We start from the raw sequence: 20,735 nt of genomic DNA on the forward strand, positions 1-20,735 counted from the left end.
ATTTAAGGGAAATTTAGGGGGATATAGAACGTTTTGATACCTACAATAGGACTTTTCAAACATCCTCTAACCTTGCAATAATCTGTAAGTTATTCCACTAATAATTGCAGCAGTAGGTAAAGTTAAAATCCACGATAATAATATCTGATAAAAAACACGCGCATTAACTTTTTTACCAGTTAATCCTACTCCAAAAATAGAACCAACTGAAACATAAGTGGTAGAAATAGGAAGACCAAATGGACTAGCTATAATTACCAGAATTGCAGTTACTATATTTGCTGATAAGCCTTGAATATGATTCAATGAAGTAATCTTTTCGCTCATGGTGATAGCAACTTTTTGGGAGTTGAGTAAACCGCCAAGTGCCATTGCGATCGCAATCGTGATCATTCCCCCCTGAATCGAAAAATACTCAATAATGAGAACGATTGAGAAAATTTTGGGAGTATCATTTAATCCTCTTGCAAAACTTACAACTCCAGCGCTGATAAAATGGCAATTATCAATCATTTTCTGATTGAATTGTAGGTTACGTTTGGAATTGATATAGCTAGATAAGCTGTAAATTCCTGCTCCCAAGGAAATAGCAATGATGGGACTGAGTAATAGAGGTAAAATAAAGGAAATTCCCAAAGTTGCAAAATTAACTTTCAGTCCGATCGCAACTAATCCAGCACCAACAATAGCACCTGTTAAACTGTGAGTTGTGGAAACAGGAAACCCGATGAGGCTTGCTATCAGTACAGTTAAACCAGCAGCGATCGCAACTGCAATATGAAACTCTGGTGCATTAGCGATCGCATCAGGAACTAGTCCTTTTCCAGAGAAGTTTTTAATTAGCGTACCTGCCAAAAAAGTTGCAGTTACTGCACCACCTAAAGTTGTAAAAGTTGCCCACAAAATTGCTGTTTGGTAGCTGGTAGTTCGGCTACCAAACAACGTTGCTACCCCTTTAAAGTTGTCATTGGCACCATTGCAATATGCTAAAAAAAGCGTAGCGATAAATAGACTAATTAACAACATTTTGGGGTTTATAAAGAAGAAGTCAGAATCTATAATTCAGAATGCAATTAGTGAAATATTCAAATTGTGCATCCATTCCCCAGTAGCACAGAACTGTTCTGTTCGCGGAGCGTGCCGGAGGCATTATTCCGACTACTGACACCTGAATTCTTTCCTAAGAAATTAACAGCAACCGCCACCGCTATAGTGCCAGGTTGAATTGGTAATAATTATTTCTGTTGGCTTGATAGCCGCAAGTTTAGCAGCAGTTTTATCACACACTGCTGCGGGAACACCTCGCTGGAGTATATGTCCTGCTGAGTCGTCGAAGAAAGGTTCAAAGCCAGCATAAATTGCGGTTTTTCCTGTGAAAATACAAGCGCCATCTTCGGGAATAGCAACTTTAAAGGATACAGAATCTAGACTTTCTAAAAGTAGGTGATTGTCTAGATTATAAGTATGGGAATCTAGTAGACGATAAGGACGACGGGCGCGAATTTCAACTTGACCAAAGCCAGCATTTGTAATTCGTTCAGTATACTCTTGATATGTGAGTGCGCCTGATAAACACATGGCTCTCAGTCGTTCATCTTCTTGAAGATGTGCCGGAATTTGACTAGTAGCAATTGGATCGCTCATCTGCAAACGTCCCCCTGGTTTTAATACCCGATAGGCTTCTTTTAAAGCACGGGTTAAATCTTCTGGCTCAAAAATATTGAAAAGGCAATTCTGCGCCACAATATCAACGCGAAGATCCGCAACGGGTAGGTTAAAAGCATCGCCTTCGCGGATTTCCACAAAACTGGTGTCAAACCACGGGTTTTCTTGAGCAGCAATTTCCAGATTGCGTGTGGCTGCTTCCCGCATCGCTTCAACCGGTTCAACGGCAATTACAGCACCTGCATAGCGGGAAAAATAAGCGAATTGCAAAGCTTCTAAGCCGCCACCAACGCCGACATAAAGCACAGTCGGTTGCTTTCCTAGTTCGGTGGGGTGAACGGTGGTGCCACAACCATAGTTCATTTCCTGCATTGCCAAAGGAACTTTTAATCCTGGTAATTGCAGAGGTGTACTTTGCACACAACAAAGTCCAACTTGCGGGGTTTCGGCAACTTCGCGGTAGAATTGCGCTGCTGTTTCTAGATAGGTCATGCCACTTTAGATTATTAGATGATGACAGCTTTGTGCATCCTAGTATAATTAACCCTAAGTTGGATGAGTTTTTGCCGATCTTGCCAAAAACCCCAAATCTTCATCCGATAAAAGCTTTTGGGCTTCTACGTTCATCGAAATTTAATATTGGGGCATGGGGCATGGGGAAGAAGCAAGAGTAGTTTTCCCCTCTGCTCATTGCACCCTGCTCCTATTTTCAGTCCCCAATCCCCAGTCACCAATGCCCAATCCCCAATCCCCAATCCCCAGTTCAATCATGCAATGTGTAGCGGTTTCTTCGCAGATGAGCGCTAACTCTGGCTAATAATTCATCAACGCTGAAGGGTTTAACGAGGTAATCATCGGCACCAGCGTCTAAGCCTGCAATGCGATCGCTCTCTTCATCTTTGACGGTTAATAAGATTATCGGCACTTTATCGCCAATACTTCGCAGGCGGCGGCAAATTTCCAACCCTGACAAACCTGGCAACATCCAGTCTAAAATTACTAAATCTAGATGTAACTCACGCGCTGCGGTGAGTGCAGTTAATCCATCGTAGGCAATACTGACTTGATAGCCTTCATAATTCAATTCCAATTCGACAAATCGCGCCAGTTTGACTTCATCTTCAACCAGTAAGATGTGCGTCATGATGATGTTAATGATTTCAGCAGGGTACGGTAAGCAGAAATACTGTCTGGAAACACTTTAGTGAGGTGCCAGCTACTTACATAGCTAAACATCTAAAATTAGGTGTAAGTTAGCTTAGTATAAAGCTGAGTAAGTAACAACCGTAAGTTTTCAAATACCGATGGCTGCTCGATCAAAGAACGACTTGACTGGCTATTAGCAATAGATTGCAATATCCTCACCGCACTCATCGGCAAGATAACAGAGCGCTTTAAAACGCAAACCAACCACTTCTTCGTATAAGGGATTTAATTTACACATTGGAGGGATATGAAATAGCTTCCGGCCAAGGAGCCTGATGTCTCGCTCAAAGGGACACTGAGCAGGGATCGCTTTGCACAGAAAATGAGCCAATTTGGAGTTATGAATTTCTATCGTTTCCAACCACTGACGGAGTGGGTGCAGTAGGTCATTTTTTGACTGAATTTGGATAAAGCTTGTCATAATTTTTCACCTTAAAATTTCAAACTAGATTGAGTTTGTTGTATCTGAACCTATATAGATACATACGGTTAGGTTCTATAGTTTTATGCACTGATTCATTTCTTCTTTGGTTCTCCACAAAGATAAAATCAGTCTCTATGTACACTGTTGACTACACATTCAAGTGCTATAGTTCCCGATAATTTGTTAAGGCAACATATCTTTTTTGCCGAACTGCATTTCCTCATAGGAGAGCCAGTGCGTTGGCGTTGTCTTACATCGTAGGCTAACGCACTGATCGTCTTAACTAACCCTACAAAAGTCTGGTATTACGACAAATTCCAAAAGACTATAGTTAAGTGGACTTGATGTTGTTTGGGGCAGCCTGCGGTAAGCTTCTGCACATTTACGTTTTATCTTGGCCGTCCCAATGTAGTGATATATAGAGCAGCTTCATCAGCAGGAATACCCAAAACTTCATTTACTTGGTCGTCAAAGAATCCACCGATACCACTAACGCCTACATTTAGGTGCATTGCGGCTAAATTGAGGCGTTGTCCCAAATGACCGGCATCCAAATGTAAGTAACGGTAAACGCGATCGCCATATTGTGCGATCGCAGCCTTCAAATCGGCTGTATGAAACAATACTGCTGCTGCATCCCGCCCTAATTCTTGCCCCAAACAGAGAAAATGTAACTCTCGCCGGAAATTTTTAAACCGAATTTGGCGTAATTCTTGGGCTTTGGGTGCGTAATAGTAACAACCTGCCTCCAGTCCTTTAACTCCGCAAACAGCAATAAATGTTTCGATTAAATTCAAATCAAAGTAGTCTGGAGAAATATCTAAACTTTGATCGATATAATTTTGCGGTTGGTAGGTGAAATCGAGTAAACTTTTTAATTCATCGAAAGTTAAATCATCACCATTATAAGCGCGGGTAGAGCGTCGCTTGTACATAGTACTTTCTAGTTCTGACAGCTTTTTCCCCCAATCTATAGGTGCAGTGGTGGTGGGAATTTTCAAACAGAACGGAAAGTTATATTTATCCTCTAAAGATTTTTCTTGTTTGATAACTGGTAGATTGAGATTGCCAGTTATACCTGATTGAATTTGGGTGTGTTGATGGAAATATGTCAGCAATTCACCATCTGGAATTTGAGGATAACTCGTTTCGGTGGCGGAAGGTAAAGCAGTACATCCCAATGGCAAATTTTGATTGACATCTAACAAGTCTGCCAGAGGTAAAACAGCGATCGCACCTTCTTGTTGCGGATCGATATAAAGTAGGTCATTTAGCGATTCATCCACAAAGCCGCCGATTAAATGAGGGCGAAAGTCAGTAATCGCACCAGCCAATTCGATATTGCCTAACAGATGTCCCGTATCTAGAAAAATCCGGCGATAAGCCCGATCTTCATAGCGCCATGCAGAACGATAGAATACCGCAGTGACAATAATTGCTAGTTGGGTATTTTCTAAAGAAGGATGCCAGAAACAAGCTGCTTGGAGACTTTGCCAAACATCATTTTCCCAATAATGCATCAGAGAATGAGTCCGACACTGGTAGTTATACAAACCAGGTGGCAATAACGACGTGCCACGGGAAACCACATACACCTCAGCAGGGTATAATCCGCCAGCACTGGGAGCAGCGCGTAAATACACTGCACTACCCATAGAAGGCATTTTCGCTGTCAATCCATAGCTGCGAAACAGCAACCGAGAAAGTCTTTGCCACCATTGAGCATCTCGATTATTAGCAAATCCCTCTGGTTTTTCTTGAATATAGGGTTTGAGATCAAAAGTAGAGCCAATTTTGTACTCTTTGAAAGGCACTGGCTGTTTAGTCCAGTCTAACTGCTGACTTTTGGAGGCAAGAGTCTCAGGGTTGTATTTAGTCCGTTCGTGGTAATGCTGGGCAATTGATTGGTGTAATTCTGGCATAGTACTTTTAATATCCTTGGGGCATCCTTTTTTTGATCTTGGCATTCATTAGCCCCATTGTTTCGTGTCAATTCGTACAATCCTCAGAGTCACAAAGTGGTAATTGGTAACAACTGCCTTGGGAAAGTAGACGCTAACCCAAGCGTATTGAACTATAAACCTTTATATTGAAGATTATGTGGCGCTTCGACTTGTGACAAATAGCTGGCTTGAATCTGCCATATTTAACACCAACTCTATATTAATCGCAAGAAAATTGCAGACTATGACCGAGATAGTAGAGAAACTTAGACTTGAACTCTCTCAGCTATCTATGCAAGAGCGGGCAGAGCTTGCTTACTTCTTGATCCACTCTTTAGATCGAGATGTTGACGATAACGCAGAATTTGCTTGGGATGTTGAGTTAACCAGAAGGATGAAAGAGATTGGTAGTGGAACAGCTGATGGTGAACTGTCAGACAAAGTATTCACGGAACTGCGAGAAAAGTACTCGTGAAGCAGATAATCATTCACAAGTAAGCTAGAGCAGAGCTAGATTATTCAGTCGCCTACTACGAAGATCAAAAAACTGGCTTGGGGCTAGATTTCTTATTTGAAGTGGAGCAGGCTATTGGCAAAATTCAGCAAAACCCAAATATAGGAGCGCCGTACAAAATTCTTGAGTTGCGTCACTACGTCGTTCAGCGTTTTCCCTATCTCATCTTCTATGCAGAATTTGGGGCGTTTATTTGGGTTGTTGCAATAGCTCATGGGAAGCGTAGATCAGATTACTGGAGGAAACGATAGGTTGAATAATAGACATCTGTTGAAAAAGAATGCAGAGACGTTATTAATTTCTAGAGATGGCTAACGTTTTAGAGGGCAAAAGATAAATTCATTAATTTATCTTAACTTTTCACAAGCGCCGAATTGCAATTTCCAACCCTTCACATACACCGCTAAGAAAATCTAAATCTAAAGTAGCGATCGCATCACTAGGTTTGTGATAATGGGGATTTCGCAAGAATGCTGTATCTGTAACCATCATTGCCGGATAACCCAAATCCCAAAAAGGCGCATGATCGCTAAGTCTGGTTTGGGGAACTATTAAACCTCGATTCGGCACAGGTAGCCATTGACTAGCTACGCCAGTTTTGCGAATATTACGGCTCATACCAATTAAATCAGGCAATGTCCGCAAATTGCCAATTAAAGCAATAAAATCACCTTTATCTGGATAGAAGCGTTCCAGAGGCGGGGGATAACTTTGAGAACCAGGCGTAGAATCCTTATATCCCAGCATTTCTAGGGAGATCATTAAGCGTAGCTGTTGCTTTTGTTGGTACAACAAGGCTGCATAATCAGCACTACCCAGTAAGCCGTATTCTTCCATATCGAAAGCAACTAGCCTTAAAGGATATCTTATCGGAACAGATGCAAACTTTCTTGCCAATTCCAGCAACACAGCTACACCTGTGGCATTATCATCAGCCGCAGATGTTCCCGGAACGCCATCATAATGAGCGCCAATTAAAATCGGTGGCAAATCCTTTTTTTGTCGTCTAGCTTCAGGAGGTAAATTTAATATCAAGTTCTTACAAGCTTTACCCCTGACTTCAAAGGTGTGGATTTCCACACTCCCCCATTGAGAAAATTCTTGATGGACGTATTCTTGGACGAAAAAATGTCCAGCCGTTGCCATGTAAGGATCGCGTTCTCGCGCGATCGCACCCAGGGAAGTTTGTAATCGCTCTGTTAAATTCAAATTTTTAAAATAGCGGTAATGTTAAGGTTTTCAGGCACTCAAAGAAGCAGAAATTTATTATTAAAGTGCATTTAGCAACTTATAGATTTAGTCCATAGTAATAAATCGGATAACAAGAATTGAGGCTGCTTGGACACAGCAATCATCGTCAATGCTATCCTAGTCTTGCAACTATCTCCTGTAGCTGTACTTCTTAGCTCACTGCCTTAAGGATGACTATTATACCATTAATAAAGAGGCAAGGGGGCAGGGAGCAGGGAGCAGGGAGCAAGGGGGATAGAAAAGCATGGGGATTCGCCATCTGTTGCGCTAGCTTCCCACAGGGTACAAGAACCACTTAGTGGGGGACTCAGACCCATGTTCCGCTCTGCTCCAGAGCATAAGTCAGCAGTCATTTCCCCCTGCCCCCTTCCCCCTGCCTCTTTATTGAGGTGTTTTCATCCCATAGCATTCAAGCTAGAGGTAGTTTCCCCCAATCATAATAAATAATATATAAGACACTTTAGGAGAAGAGTAACGCATGGGCAAGGTAGTCGGCATCGACTTGGGTACAACCAACTCAGTAGTCGCCGTTATGGAGGGTGGCAAGCCGGTGGTGATTGCCAATGCAGAAGGAATGCGAACAACACCCTCCGTAGTTGGCTTCAGCAAAGAAGGCGAAAGGGTCGTTGGGCAAATGGCACGGCGGCAAACCGTCCTCAATCCCCAAAATACCTTTTTTGCAGTGAAACGCTTCATTGGGCGCAAATATGCCGAACTTAGTCCAGATTCCAAGCGTGTACCCTACACCATCCGCAAAGACGAAGTAGGTAATATTCAAATTGCCTGTCCCCGCCTCAATAAAGATTTCGCCCCAGAAGAAATTTCGGCAATGGTGCTGAAGAAATTGGCAGAGGATGCTAGTCAATATTTGGGTGAACCAGTGACAGGGGCAGTGATTACAGTCCCCGCTTATTTTAACGATTCTCAACGGCAGGCAACCCGTGATGCTGGCAGAATTGCCGGTTTAGAGGTGCTGCGGATTCTCAATGAACCGACTGCTGCATCTTTGGCTTACGGATTAGATCGGGGTGAGACGGAAACTATCTTAGTCTTTGACTTAGGTGGCGGTACTTTTGACGTATCGATTTTAGATGTAGGCGATGGAATATTTGAAGTCAAAGCTACCAGTGGAGATACACAACTAGGTGGGAATGACTTTGATAAAAAAATAGTAGATTGGTTAGCAGAGCAATTTCTGGAAACTGAGGGAATAGACTTAAGACGCGAGAGACAATCTTTACAACGCCTGATGGAAGCGGCCGAAAAGGCAAAAATGGAACTTTCCTCTGTCAGCGTTACCGATATTAACTTACCTTTTATTGCTGCTGACCAAGAAGGCCCCAAACATTTAGAAACTCGTTTAACTCGTTCCCAGTTTGAAGGTTTATGTGGTGATTTGGTGGGGCGATTGCGGACACCAGTGAAACGCGCCCTCAAAGATGCTGGACTTTCGCCTAGAGACATTGAAGAAGTGGTGTTAGTTGGCGGTTCTACAAGAATGCCAATGGTAAAGCAGCTAGTGCGGGACTTAATTGGCACAGAACCTAACGAAAACGTTAACCCCGATGAAGTGGTGGGAGTGGGTGCAGCAATTCAAGCCGGAATTCTCGCCGGTGAACTCAAAGATGTGCTGCTTTTGGATGTCACACCCCTTTCTATGGGATTGGAAACCATTGGCGGCGTGATGAAAAAACTGATTCCCCGCAATACCACCATTCCAGTCCGTCGTTCTGACATTTTTTCCACGTCTGAAAATAACCAAAATACTGTGGAAATCCACGTAGTTCAGGGGGAACGGGAAATGGCAGCAAATAACAAGTCTTTAGGACGTTTCAAGCTGTATGGTATCCCACCAGCACCACGAGGAATTCCTCAAGTTCAGGTGTCATTTGATATCGATGCTAACGGTATTTTACAGGTTACAGCCTTAGATAAGACTACTGGGCGAGAACAGAGTATCACCGTTCAAGGCGCTTCCACCTTGAACGAGTCAGAAGTGAATCGGATGATTCAGGATGCTCAAAAATACGCCGATGTCGATCGCGAACGGAAAGAACGGGTAGAAAAGCGGACTCGTTCTGAGGCGCTGATTTTCCAAGCAGAACGGCAACTGAGAGAAGTAGCACTCGAATTTGGTATGCAGTTTGCCCGCAGCCGCCGCCAAAGAATTGATAATATTTGCCGAGACTTAAAAGAGAGTCTCAAGGAAAATAGCGATCGCGGTATCGATCAAGCCTACGCCGATTTGCAAGATGCTCTCTATGAGCTAAATCGGGAAGTCCGTCAGACTTATGCTGAAGATGAAGATGACGACTTGTTCGGTACTATCCGTGACATCTTTACTGGTGGTGATAAGGATAAAGACCGTGAATTTCCCAAAGATACATACAGAGATTCGTATCGGGAACGCGACTCATACAGTAAGGACTATGGCAGAGATTACGGTAAAGATTATAACAGAGACTATGGTCGAGACAATAACCGAGACAGTCGTTCTTCCTCTTATGAAAACCGTCCTCCACGCAAAGCCCGTCCTAGCTATCAAGATAACTGGGATGATCAAGATGACAATGATTGGTTGTAGTACTTTTAATAAAAGTTAGGAGTTAGGAGTTAGGAGTGAGAATTCCTAACTCCTAACTCCTAACTCCTAACTCCTAACTACTAAATAATCTAAAATTTAAATAACTAACTATGCAAAATTTGCCGAATTTCCGCGATTACTACGAGATTTTAGGAGTATCTAAAGACGCTTCTGGTGAGGAAATTAAAAAAGTTTATCGGCGGTTAGCAAGACAATATCACCCTGATCTCAATCCGGGTAACAAAGAATCTGAGGAAAAATTTAAGGATATCGGCGAGGCTTATGAAGTCCTTTCCGACTCAGCCAAGCGATCGCAATACGACCAGTTTAGCCGCTACTGGAAGCAAAAAGGCTTTGCAGGCAATAAACAAACGCCAAAGGCTAAAACTTGGCAGAGTGGCGCTAGCGATCGCAACGGCAATCAAGACGTAGATCCAAGTCAATTCTCTGACTTTGAAAGCTTTATTAATCAAGTTATCGGTGTCAAAAATAAGACTGGGACAACTAACTCCAGTAATAGCAATACTACCGATCCCTTTCGTTCACCCAGAACAAAAGTTGCCTATACAGTTAGCACCCCACCTCGCACTACCCGTCGAGATATAGAAGCCAGATTAACCCTACCACTAGAAAAAGCTTATCAAGGTGGTAATGAACGCATTCGTTTAGAAGATGGGCGATCGCTAGAAGTTAATATGCCACTAGGGATGGTATCAGGTCAAACCATCCGTTTACGAAACCAAGGCGTTGGCGGTGGCGACTTATACTTAAAAATTACCGTTGAACCTCATCCATTATTTAAGCTAGATGGTTTAAATATCCTCTGCCAAGTACCAGTTACTCCCAGCGAAGCAGTTTTAGGAGGACAGGTAGAAGCCCCAACTTTAGACGGGCCAGTGAAAATGACCATCCCCCCAGGAGTTAGGTCTGGTCAAAAATTCCGACTAGGGAATAAAGGCTACCCCAGCGAAGAAGGTAAACGTGGCGATCAATTAGTAGAAATTCAAATAGTCACACCGAAAAATATTACTCAAGAGGAACGCGAAATTTACGAAAAATTGCGGCAAATTGAAACCTTTAAACCCCGCGCTGATTTATTGGGTTAGGGATGAGAAATTATATCAAGCTATTGACCAAAATAATTACTAACTCAAAATTGCTGTGTCTTCTTCTGTCTTCCCCAATTCCCAAAGGATTTAAAATATAAAAAATATCTTTGAGCAAAGTGACTCAAACAGCCGTGAATCAAAACGGGGCAATGCCACAAAGCAGTAAACCAACTTATTACTCCCTGCTAGGACTGCATCCCTCGGCATCAGTAATTGATATTCGTCGCGCTTATCGAGAACTGAGCAAACGCTATCATCCTGATACTACAGACTTGCCTACTGCGATCGCCACTTCTAAATTTCAGCAAATCAACGAAGCCTACGCCACCCTTAGCCATCCAGAACGGCGGTTAAGCTACGATTTAAAAATTGGCTATTCCCGATTTGGAGTGATTCAACCACCCCCTGACTTGAATCATCCCGTCTCGCGTCATGACTGGTCAAAGTCAGCTTACCTCGATGCTAGCGATCGCCCCTTATCATCTGGCGAAATTTTTGCTTTATTTATACTGGTGTTAACATTTGTAGGTTGTCTGCTATTAGCAGTTGCCCTTGGCTTAACTCGTGGTGATGCCGCTTTTCCAACCCACTTACTACAGTCAACTCCATCTGTACAACAGCCGATTAACTATGTATCGCAACTAATTACCCTTATGGTAATTAAAAATTAAAAAATTTCCTAATTGCAAATCCAAAATTTCTATGCCTCTCCTTCCCTCTGATACCCCCCTATATAATCATCCCCTGCCACAAATTGAACAGTGGCTAAAAGACCAAGGCTGTAAACAAGACGAAACCCAGAAGCATTGCTGGCATGTGCAGCGGCCTAGTTGGCAAGCTGAACTATGGCTCGATGTCGAGCAGATTGTAGTCCGATATATCCAATCTGGGGAAAATGGGCAAGATATCCAACGCTCATTCAAGTATTCTCTTAGTCGAGATGATGTAGAACAAGCTGTGTTTTCTGGGCCATAAGGAAGTGCTGAGTACAGTTTTAAAGTTCTTAAAAAAAGCAGGTTGTCGAAGTGGAGAAAACATTGGAGTATCTATAAAGATGACGAACATCGTATTTTTTCACATCTTGATTGGTAAATTCAATCACTAAAGTAGTATCATCCATTGCTTTGGCTTGATGAATTCGGGGATACTTCATTAGGAAAGTAGCAGATGCACTATTTCAAACTTTCCCAAATCGCCGCTCCCGTTGCTGGTAAGCACACAAGGCGCGATGAAACTCTGCTCGGTTAAAATCCGGCCAAAGGGCATCAGTGATGTAAATTTCCCCATAAGCCATTTGCCAGAGCAGGAAATTTGAGAGGCGCATTTCTCCACTGGTGCGGATTAATAAATCTGGGTCACTAATTCCGGCTGTATACAAGTGGCTCTCAAACACCTGCTCATTAATTTCATCGGGTTGTAGCAAACCTTGCTGGACTTGTTTTGCGATCGCTTGACAAGCTTGTATAATCTCTTGCCGTCCGCCATAATTAGTTGCTACTGAAAACCGGATACCCCGATTATTCTTAGTTTCTTCCATTGAACGGGATATTTCTTGTTGGAGCGATCGTGGCAGATCCTGCAAATTTCCCACAAACTTAATTTGAACATTCTTTTCGACCATTTCCCGCAGTTCTTGGCGCAAAACTCTTTGAAACAGAGTCATCAAAAAATCAACTTCTTCCTGTGGTCTTTTCCAGTTCTCCGTTGAGAAAGCATAAGCTGTCAGTGCTTGAATTCCCCAATCTTGACAACAGCGAAGTAAATCTTTGAGAGCATCTACTCCTCGTTTATGACCCATAATCCGGGGTAGACCCTGATGTTTAGCCCATCGACCATTACCATCCATAATTACCGCTACGTGCTGCGGCAATAGTTCTCGTTTTAAGTCAGTAGGCAAATCTTGCAGTTTAGTTTGTTGTCCTGTCATTTTTTATCTCGAGAAGCGGTCGATGGTAATCTGAGTAAACGTGAAACCAGTGCTAATGTCTTCCCACGTATCCGACGAATAAAACTCAACAGACCAGGAGCAACAGCTTCCCTATCCACAGTTGGGGACAAAAGAGCCTCTAATGACTCTTTCAACTTCTTAATCGTCAGGGGTCTATTTAGGGTTCCCCGTTCCGCTAAGGAAATGGAACCCGTTTCTTCTGATACAACGACACAAATGCAATTTTCGACCCGCTCAGTAATTCCCATTGCCGCCCGGTGGCGTGTCCCCAACTGGCGCGAGGCTGTGCGTCCCGAAAGTGGTAAAATTATACCCGATGATATGAGCCGTGAGCCACGGATTAATGTCGCTCCATCGTGTAACAAAGTTTTCGGCTGAAAAATTGTCTGGATTAGTTCTTTAGAAACCTCCGCATTTAGCTTTACTCCTGGCACAGAAAAATCTCGCTCATCAATTGGCCCTGTGGTTTCCACAATTAGTAAAGCTCCAATCCGGTTTTTGGACAATTCTTTAACAGCCTCAACAATTTCATCAATTACACTATCAGATTTGGGAATTGCCAGCCGATCGGGTTGAAATAACTGGCGGAATTCGCCACGCCCCAATTGCTCCAAAAACCGCCGAAATTCTGACTGTAAAGCAACTGCCATTGCTACAGCACAACCAATAACTAACTTTTCCAGTACAAAACTTAAAAGAGGTAGTCCTAATCTGCCACTTAGTGCTGAGGCTAGCATTAAGATAATGAATCCCCGCACCATCCACAGTGTTCGGCGCTCACTAATAATAACTAGTATCATGTACGTCAGCGCCAGCACTAACACAATATCCAGAGTCCCAAGTAGCAAGGACTGTGACCATCCCAGGTTTATCAGCCATTGCTTCCACCAATCTCTCATGACATCTGGATTACACTTTTGCCTCTAATTACATTTAGTCATTAGTCATTAGTCATTAGTCATTATTTCCTGGCTAATGACCAATGACCAAGGACAAATGACTATTTCTTTAGCCTTTCTGGTAGGCGATCTTGTCGAATTAAATCTTGATAAGTTTCCCGTTGCAAAATTAAATTTGCTTCGCCATTCGCCACCACAACTGCTGCCGGTCGGGGCAAGCGGTTATAGTTAGATGCCATACTGTAATTGTACGCACCAGTTCCCATAACTACGAGAATATCTCCTGGTTCAGTCTTTGGGAGGAGAGCATTGTGAATCAGAATATCTCCTGATTCACAATGTTTACCAGCAATTGTGACTGTTTGGGTTAAAGGAGCAGACATTTTGTTGGCAACTACTGCCCGATATACTGATTGGTAAGTAATCGGGCGGGGATTATCAGACATTCCCCCATCGATCGCTACGTAGGTACGAATTTCTGGGATGACTTTGGATGAACCAATAGTATAAGCAGTGACGCAAGCTGTGGCAATTAGCGATCGCCCTGGTTCACTCAATAATTTCGGCAAAGGCAGATTCTCAACCGCACAAGCTTCTTGGACAACTTCACAAATCGCCTTCACCCACTCTTCAATGCTGGGGGGATCGTCTGATTCTGTGTACTTAATCCCCAAACCGCCACCAACATTTAACTCGGTAATATTTAAACCATACTTCCCAGCATCGCGTAGCCACTGCACCATCACAGCAGCCAAATCTTGATGTGGTTGGCGCTCAAAAATTTGGGAACCAATATGAGCGTGTACTCCCACGCAGTCAAGGGTCGGTTGTTGACTGACAAAAGTAAACACCTGATCTAAATCGTTAGGATCAAAGCCGAATTTGCTATCTAAGTGTCCCGTCCGAATATATTCGTGAGTATGACATTCGATACCGGGAGTTAGCCGTAACATGATGCGGATTACTTGACCCGGTTGAGCGATTTCGACAAGGGTATGCAACTCATACCAGTTATCCGCCACGATGGTGACACCAGATGCGATCGCTAAAATTAGTTCTTCACGAGATTTATTATTTCCGTGGAGATAGATTTTATTGGGACTAACACCCGCTTGTAGGGCGGTGTAAAGTTCGCCCCCAGAAACTACATCGATTCCTAAACCTTCAGACGCTGCGATCGCACAAACTGCTAAACAATTCCAAGCTTTTGAGGCGTACAATACTTGAGATTCGCCTTTGTAGTACTGCTTGAAAGCATCTCGGTATTGCTGACAAGCCGAACGCAGGGTTTCTTCATCTAAAATATATAAAGGTGAGCCAAATTGCTCAACTAGGGTTGTGACATCGCACCCACCAATTTCTAGGGAGTCATGATTATGAACTCTAGCAGTTAAGGGTAAAAGTTCCTGATTAGGCGAAGAATTCGCACTGATGTCGCGGCTTTGAGGTAAATATTGACTTCCAGAATGTTGAACCCCAGCGGGGTGAGTCGATACCATAAATATAAAAGTTGTCCTTATTCAAATTACGGGCTTTGAGTTAGTCTCCCGATTCCCAGTGTACAAAGGGTTTGTAATCTTATTCAATAAATGTGATCTCATTAGACTTAGAAATTAAATTACTGACAGCAGATCATCTCAGTGCAATTCTAGAACTCGATCAAGCCTGTTTTGGTGGACTTTGGACTCTAGAGGGCTATAAACGAGAATTGGATAGTCCCAACAGCGATTTACTCGGTTTATTTTCCCCATCCACCAGCACAAGCTTGCTAGGAATGGGTTGCTTTTGGTCAATTTTAGACGAAGCCCACATTACAATTTTGGCGGTTCATCCCGAATATCATCGTCAAGGCTTGGGACAGGCTCTATTATATTCACTTATTAAGACAGCTTGCGATCGCCGTTTAGAGCGAGCTACCCTTGAAGTCCGAGCTTCAAACTTGACGGCTATATCTTTATATCAAAAATTTGGCTTCAAAACAGCCGGACGGCGGCGAGGCTACTACCAAGATAACGGTGAGGATGCCCTCATTCTTTGGTTGCCAGATTTACAATACTCCAAATTTAAAGCAACTTTAGATCAGTGGTATTCTATGATTAGCGATCGCCTAGACAAATCCTCTTGGCACTTGCTTTTTAAGTAAGTACATAGGCGATAAAATTTATAACTATGTGATTGCGTTCGCCTTTGGCGTTCCCGCAGGGTACGGAGCCTACCCCTTCGGGGAAGCAAGCTACGCGGTAGCGTCTCGTAGACAAGCAATCGGAAGGGTTTTTAAATTTTTATATTTTGTTATATAGTTAGGTTTATTTGTGACTATGTGCCTACCTACTGAGTTGGGCATGATTAATTTTGAATTATTGAGGCTTGCGATCGGCTTCAGCAAAAAAATGTAACTTTGCTGCGTCTATTTATATTTAAATATTTTATATAAAAAATAATTTCCATAAGTAAGTTTAATATTAATTATTTTTACTTGATATTAAAAAATATATATGGTAAGTGTAAGTGTTTGGGGTTGAGTCAAGAAACTCTTAATCTAAGAAGTCAGCTATTTGTAATAAATCCCAAAAACGCTCGTGAACTAAAGCTCCTCAGTACACTAGCCAGATAAAAGTAGTCAATAGTTAACAATTAGCCCATCAACTCAAAGTCATAGCTTCAGGATGTCTATAATCTGTTATACAGGCATCCAAAAGCTTTGCCTGTGCTAAAATCAGCATACCGGCACGACCGCAGATGATGGGATAAAGCCATGTTTGAGCGCTTCACAGAAAAAGCAATTAAGGTAATCATGCTGGCCCAAGAAGAGGCCCGCCGTTTAGGTCACAACTTTGTCGGAACCGAGCAGATCCTCTTGGGTCTGATTGGCGAAGGGACTGGAGTGGCTGCCAAGGTGCTGAAATCAATGGGCGTCAATCTCAAAGATGCCCGAATTGAAGTTGAAAAAATTATCGGACGGGGATCAGGCTTTGTTGCCGTGGAAATTCCGTTTACGCCACGGGCAAAGCGAGTTTTAGAACTCTCCCTGGAAGAAGCACGCCAACTGGGGCATAACTACATTGGCACCGAGCATCTGCTGTTGGGCCTAATCCGCGAAGGGGAAGGCGTCGCAGCCAGGGTGCTAGAAAACCTCGGTGTGGATCTATCTAAGGTAAGAACCCAAGTTATTCGTATGTTGGGCGAAACAGCCGAAGTTTCACCAGGCGGTTCATCCGGGCGCACAAAAACCCCGACTTTGGATGAATTTGGTTCAAACCTGACCCAAATGGCAATGGACAATAAGCTCGATCCAGTGGTAGGACGCGCCAAGGAAATTGAGCGGGTGATTCAAATTTTGGGTCGCCGGACTAAAAACAACCCAGTGCTGATTGGAGAACCAGGGGTTGGTAAAACTGCGATCGCTGAAGGTTTAGCTTCCCGCATTGCCGCTAAAGATATCCCTGACATCCTCGAAGATAAACGCGTCGTCACATTGGATATTGGTTTGCTCGTAGCAGGAACCAAATACCGGGGTGAATTTGAAGAACGTTTGAAAAAAATCATGGATGAAATCCGCTCTGCGGGTAATGTCATTCTCGTGATTGATGAGGTACACACCTTAATTGGTGCAGGTGCAGCCGAAGGTGCAATTGACGCAGCAAATATCCTCAAGCCAGCTTTGGCCAGAGGTGAGTTGCAGTGCATCGGCGCTACCACCTTAGATGAATACCGGAAGCACATCGAGCGAGATGCAGCACTAGAGCGGCGTTTCCAACCAGTAATGGTTGGCGAACCTACAGTTGATGAAACAATTGAAATTTTATATGGTCTGCGCGAACGCTACGAGCAACACCATAAACTGAAAATCTCCGACGAAGCATTAGTTGCGGCAGCGAAGTTATCAGATCGTTACATTAGCGATCGCTTCCTCCCAGATAAAGCCATCGACTTAGTTGATGAAGCTGGTTCTAGAGTGCGCTTGATTAACTCCCAACTGCCACCCGCAGCCAAAGAGTTAGACAAAGAACTGCGTCAGATATTAAAAGAAAAAGATGACGCGGTGCGCTCTCAAGACTTCGATAAAGCTGGGGGATTGCGCGATCGCGAAATGGAAATCAAAGCCGAAATCCGGGCGATCGCTCAAAGCAAGACCAATGCAACAGGTACAGAAGGTGAAGAACCTGTAGTTACAGAAGAAGACATTGCCCATATTGTCGCTTCTTGGACTGGAGTACCGGTGAACAAACTCACCGAATCTGAATCTGAAAAGCTGCTGCACATGGAAGACACCTTGCATCAGCGTTTAATCGGTCAAGACGAAGCTGTGAGAGCAGTTTCACGGGCAATTCGTCGCGCTCGTGTCGGTTTGAAAAACCCCAATCGACCTATAGCTAGCTTTGTCTTCTCTGGGCCTACTGGTGTAGGTAAAACCGAGTTGGCGAAGTCCTTAGCTGCTTACTTCTTCGGTTCCGAAGAAGCGATGATCCGCTTAGATATGTCCGAATACATGGAGCGTCACACCGTCAGCAAGCTGATTGGTTCCCCTCCAGGTTATGTTGGCTATAACGAAGGTGGTCAGCTAACCGAAGCCGTGCGGCGGCGACCTTACACCGTGGTGTTGTTTGACGAAATCGAAAAAGCCCACCCCGATGTCTTCAATATGCTGCTGCAAATTTTGGAAGACGGTCGGTTAACTGATGCTAAAGGTCGCACGGTGGACTTCAAAAACACCTTGCTGATTTTAACTTCCAATATTGGTTCTAAGGTAATTGAAAAAGGCGGTAGCGGTATCGGCTTTGAATTCTCCGAAGATGCCAGCGAGTCAACTTACAACCGGATTCGCTCTTTGGTCAACGAAGAATTGAAGCAGTACTTCCGTCCAGAGTTCCTCAACCGACTCGACGAAATTATTGTCTTCCGTCAGTTGAACAAGCCGGAAGTGACCCAAATCGCCGAAATTATGCTCAAGGAAGTGTTCGGTCGTCTGACTGAAAAGGGTATCACCTTAGAAGTCACAGACCGCTTCAAGGAGCGTTTGATCACTGAAGGTTACAGTCCAAGCTACGGCGCGAGGCCATTACGTCGGGCAATTATGCGCCTGTTAGAAGATAGCCTAGCAGAAGAAATTCTGTCTGGTCGCATTAAAGATGGCGATACTGCGATCGTTGATGTCGATGAAAATGGCGTTGTCCAAGTTAGTTCTCAACAGCGTCGGGAATTGTTACCCCAAGGTGTTGAGTAAGATTTAGGGTTTGGGATTTAAATCTCAAATAAAAAATTAGAACCGGTAGAGTATTTATTGCTCTACCGTTTTTTGTGTCAAACATATAAGAATGCGTTTCGGGGAGTATCTCACAAGTTAATTTATTTCTAAATTCAATTTAATTGCTAAGTTAAATAATTTATCGATGTTTTTATTTGTCTTATCTAAGCCCATTTGATCTAGATATATGTCAATAGGTATCGGTACTGAATTTGCATAACGGCTTGTCTGTGTCCAGTAGGTAATTGTTTTTACAGTCTGAAAATCTGGCTCATAGCTCAAATACATTCTACCTATAGCTATTTTTTTCTTGAAACGTAGGAGGCTTTTGGGAAGTGGCAGCCATAAGTAGCATTGTAAATGGTTAGTTTGATAAGCCTTGGTAGATGAAATTAACTTCAACTGACAACAAGGCTTTGTTTTTCCACGACCGTAAAATATGCTTCTCCCATCCTTGATTTCTCTAATACGTTGATCTGAACCTAGCATTTTGTCTCTAAGTTTCAATACCTCTACCTTGATTAGTGGAGAAAGATTATCCAAAAAATTCACTAATATTCTTGGTGGTAAATTAATATCAATTTCAGGCAACAATATTTCTTGATTATCTTGATTTGTAATAAAAGGAATCGGTTTTTGCACACGAACTTCCTGACGGCCTTCGAGAAATAAATGTAGATAAAAATGATTTACTTGAGTTAATATTGAAAATCGAATAAACTCGAATTGTAATAAATTATAATTACGATCAATATAATTATGTTTATGGAAATCTGGAGCAATTGCAATTAAACGAATGGGTTGGCTATAATCTATCGAATCTTTAAAGGGTTGCTCTAACTTAAGACTGTGATAGTAGCGAGTCAGTTGATGAATAATGTAACGATCCTCGCAATTCTTTAGTTCTAATACAACAAGTTGATTGCTTTTTGTTTTAGCAAGAATATCGCAATACTCTCCCTTAATATTAAATTGGCGTTTAAGGGGAATTATATCTAAAGTACTTTCTAAGGAATGCCAAATAAAATCTTCTAGCAGATATTCTTCTGCAAACATCCAACCTTTATCAGTTTTGATCAGCACAGTTTCAACCCTCGGAATCACTTTCATCCTTTAGAAGTTCCATTCCCATAGCAATTGGATCAAAGTTTTCACTAAATTTAGTTTTATCATTATAGTAAGAATATCGAAGAGTCACAGTAGTAGGAGTAGGTAACTGTAAACCTCGCAAGTCAGCATCTGAAAAATCTGCTCCCTCTGAGTTCAAGTTACGGAAAGTTGCTTTCTGGAAATTACATCCCCGAAAATTTGCGTGAAGAAACGTACCAGATAGCTCAAGCGATCGCAAATTAGCTCCAGTAAAGTTTGATGCTGTGAAATCAGCATATCCGATAGCTATACCTTGAAGTATCGCCTGTATAAAATCAGAACCTCGGCAAGAGGATTGGCTGAAATTTGCTCTTCTTAAATCGGAATTACTAAAATTACATTGGTCAAGGGTACAGCCAGATAAATTCGCTCCTTTCAGATTACAATTACTAAAATCGACTCCAGTTAAATTGACTTTGAGTTCAGACCTTGAACAATTAATAGCTTGGAGATTAGATTCCTTAAGAATAATTTCACTTAAGTCGAGATACTTAATCTCTTTATCAATAATATTCATTGTTACTCCACGTAAGTCTGAACCTGAAAAGTTACGATATCCTTCTGCATAATGCCTGAGCAAAGCTTTAAGTGTTCTTACTGGTTGTGCAAGTTGCTGCTCCACAAGCGTGAGATTAGAAGTAGGTTCTTCTGTCATAAATTTGAATTACAAATGATATTTTTATTTATGAGAGTCTAATTAGTCATATAGCGGTTATTAGTCTAGTGCAGTACAATAGAAAAGAGCAATTTTACTGATAACTGGTGGCAATGAAAGCCTACTCTCTCGACTTGCGTCAG

17 protein-coding genes and 2 pseudogenes are annotated in these 20,735 nt (G+C 42.6%); 8 read left to right on the top strand and 11 right to left on the bottom strand.

Annotated features, from left to right (window positions below):
- Window positions 1-66: 66 nt before the first annotated feature.
- From V7K38_RS16570 to V7K38_RS16590, 5 genes and pseudogenes are all read right to left on the bottom strand, one after another.
- Entirely contained in the window at window positions 67-1,026 is a 960-nt protein-coding gene (locus V7K38_RS16570; protein WP_334859382.1) for an inorganic phosphate transporter, read from the bottom strand.
- A 162-nt stretch (window positions 1,027-1,188) separates the two neighbouring features.
- On the bottom strand, window positions 1,189-2,157 hold the full coding sequence (arsM, locus tag V7K38_RS16575) for an arsenosugar biosynthesis arsenite methyltransferase ArsM (protein ID WP_334859383.1): 969 nt from the start codon (window positions 2,155-2,157) through the stop codon (window positions 1,189-1,191).
- Between the two features lie 289 nt (window positions 2,158-2,446).
- A pseudogene (locus V7K38_RS16580) lies at window positions 2,447-2,809 on the bottom strand (response regulator transcription factor); the annotation flags it as partial.
- Between the two features lie 195 nt (window positions 2,810-3,004).
- On the bottom strand, window positions 3,005-3,292 hold the full coding sequence (locus V7K38_RS16585) for a Mo-dependent nitrogenase C-terminal domain-containing protein (RefSeq protein WP_334828843.1): 288 nt from the start codon (window positions 3,290-3,292) through the stop codon (window positions 3,005-3,007).
- A 392-nt stretch (window positions 3,293-3,684) separates the two neighbouring features.
- Window positions 3,685-5,217 carry a SagB/ThcOx family dehydrogenase gene (locus tag V7K38_RS16590; RefSeq protein ID WP_334859410.1) on the bottom strand — a complete coding sequence of 511 codons (1,533 nt, stop codon included), beginning with the start codon at window positions 5,215-5,217 and terminating at the stop codon, window positions 3,685-3,687.
- Window positions 5,218-5,482: 265 nt separating this feature from the next.
- On the opposite strand from V7K38_RS16590, the gene V7K38_RS16595 reads away from it, so the two are divergent.
- On the top strand, window positions 5,483-5,713 hold the full coding sequence (locus tag V7K38_RS16595; RefSeq protein ID WP_334859384.1) for an addiction module protein: 231 nt from the start codon (window positions 5,483-5,485) through the stop codon (window positions 5,711-5,713).
- A gap of 35 nt (window positions 5,714-5,748) precedes the next feature.
- Window positions 5,749-6,003, top strand: a pseudogene (locus tag V7K38_RS16600) (type II toxin-antitoxin system RelE/ParE family toxin); the annotation flags it as partial.
- Between the two features lie 109 nt (window positions 6,004-6,112).
- Here the strand turns inward: V7K38_RS16600 and V7K38_RS16605 are convergent.
- Window positions 6,113-6,961 (bottom strand): M28 family peptidase, encoded by an 849-nt coding sequence (locus V7K38_RS16605; RefSeq protein ID WP_334859385.1) that lies wholly within the window; start codon window positions 6,959-6,961, stop codon window positions 6,113-6,115.
- Between the two features lie 520 nt (window positions 6,962-7,481).
- Between V7K38_RS16605 and dnaK the strand changes: the two genes are divergently transcribed.
- The 4 genes from dnaK to V7K38_RS16625 all read left to right on the top strand — a co-directional run bounded on the left by dnaK (window position 7,482) and on the right by V7K38_RS16625 (window position 11,671).
- Window positions 7,482-9,587, top strand: a complete 2,106-nt coding sequence (gene dnaK / locus V7K38_RS16610; protein WP_334859387.1) for a molecular chaperone DnaK — start codon at window positions 7,482-7,484, stop codon at window positions 9,585-9,587.
- A 110-nt stretch (window positions 9,588-9,697) separates the two neighbouring features.
- Window positions 9,698-10,693 carry a DnaJ C-terminal domain-containing protein gene (locus V7K38_RS16615; protein ID WP_334859388.1) on the top strand — a complete coding sequence of 332 codons (996 nt, stop codon included), beginning with the start codon at window positions 9,698-9,700 and terminating at the stop codon, window positions 10,691-10,693.
- 152 nt (window positions 10,694-10,845) lie between these two features.
- On the top strand, window positions 10,846-11,367 hold the full coding sequence (locus V7K38_RS16620; protein ID WP_334859412.1) for a J domain-containing protein: 522 nt from the start codon (window positions 10,846-10,848) through the stop codon (window positions 11,365-11,367).
- Window positions 11,368-11,398: 31 nt separating this feature from the next.
- Complete coding sequence (locus V7K38_RS16625) at window positions 11,399-11,671, top strand: DUF3143 domain-containing protein (RefSeq protein WP_334859390.1); 273 nt, start codon at window positions 11,399-11,401, stop codon at window positions 11,669-11,671.
- Between the two features lie 202 nt (window positions 11,672-11,873).
- Here the strand turns inward: V7K38_RS16625 and V7K38_RS16630 are convergent, their stop codons facing one another.
- The 3 genes from V7K38_RS16630 to lysA all read right to left on the bottom strand — a co-directional run bounded on the left by V7K38_RS16630 (window position 11,874) and on the right by lysA (window position 15,042).
- The gene (locus V7K38_RS16630; protein ID WP_334859392.1) at window positions 11,874-12,623 is read right to left on the bottom strand and encodes an isoprenyl transferase; all 750 of its coding nucleotides are present in this window, start codon (window positions 12,621-12,623) and stop codon (window positions 11,874-11,876) included.
- A complete protein-coding gene (cdaA, locus tag V7K38_RS16635) occupies window positions 12,620-13,543 on the bottom strand; it encodes a diadenylate cyclase CdaA (protein WP_334859394.1) in 924 nt (307 codons plus the stop codon). Before cdaA ends, V7K38_RS16630 begins: the two co-directional genes overlap by 4 nt.
- A 101-nt stretch (window positions 13,544-13,644) precedes the next feature.
- Window positions 13,645-15,042, bottom strand: a complete 1,398-nt coding sequence (gene lysA / locus V7K38_RS16640; protein ID WP_334859395.1) for a diaminopimelate decarboxylase — start codon at window positions 15,040-15,042, stop codon at window positions 13,645-13,647.
- A 92-nt stretch (window positions 15,043-15,134) separates the two neighbouring features.
- Here lysA and rimI point away from each other — a divergent pair, with 92 nt between their 5' ends.
- Both rimI and V7K38_RS16650 read left to right on the top strand, forming a co-directional pair.
- Window positions 15,135-15,686 (top strand): ribosomal protein S18-alanine N-acetyltransferase, encoded by a 552-nt coding sequence (gene rimI / locus V7K38_RS16645; protein ID WP_334859396.1) that lies wholly within the window; start codon window positions 15,135-15,137, stop codon window positions 15,684-15,686.
- Between the two features lie 612 nt (window positions 15,687-16,298).
- Window positions 16,299-18,767 carry an ATP-dependent Clp protease ATP-binding subunit gene (locus tag V7K38_RS16650; protein WP_334859397.1) on the top strand — a complete coding sequence of 823 codons (2,469 nt, stop codon included), beginning with the start codon at window positions 16,299-16,301 and terminating at the stop codon, window positions 18,765-18,767.
- Window positions 18,768-18,884: 117 nt separating this feature from the next.
- Here V7K38_RS16650 and V7K38_RS16655 read toward each other — a convergent pair whose 3' ends face one another.
- Both V7K38_RS16655 and V7K38_RS16660 read right to left on the bottom strand, forming a co-directional pair.
- Window positions 18,885-19,871 (bottom strand): recombinase RecB, encoded by a 987-nt coding sequence (locus V7K38_RS16655; RefSeq protein WP_334859398.1) that lies wholly within the window; start codon window positions 19,869-19,871, stop codon window positions 18,885-18,887.
- A 4-nt stretch (window positions 19,872-19,875) separates the two neighbouring features.
- Window positions 19,876-20,592, bottom strand: coding sequence for a pentapeptide repeat-containing protein (locus tag V7K38_RS16660; RefSeq protein ID WP_334859400.1), 717 nt, complete (start codon window positions 20,590-20,592; stop codon window positions 19,876-19,878).
- Window positions 20,593-20,735: the final 143 nt, after the last annotated feature.

The sequence above is a fragment of the Nostoc sp. genome, assembly GCF_036917465.1.
Classification (GTDB): Bacteria; Cyanobacteriota; Cyanobacteriia; order Cyanobacteriales; family Nostocaceae; genus Nostoc.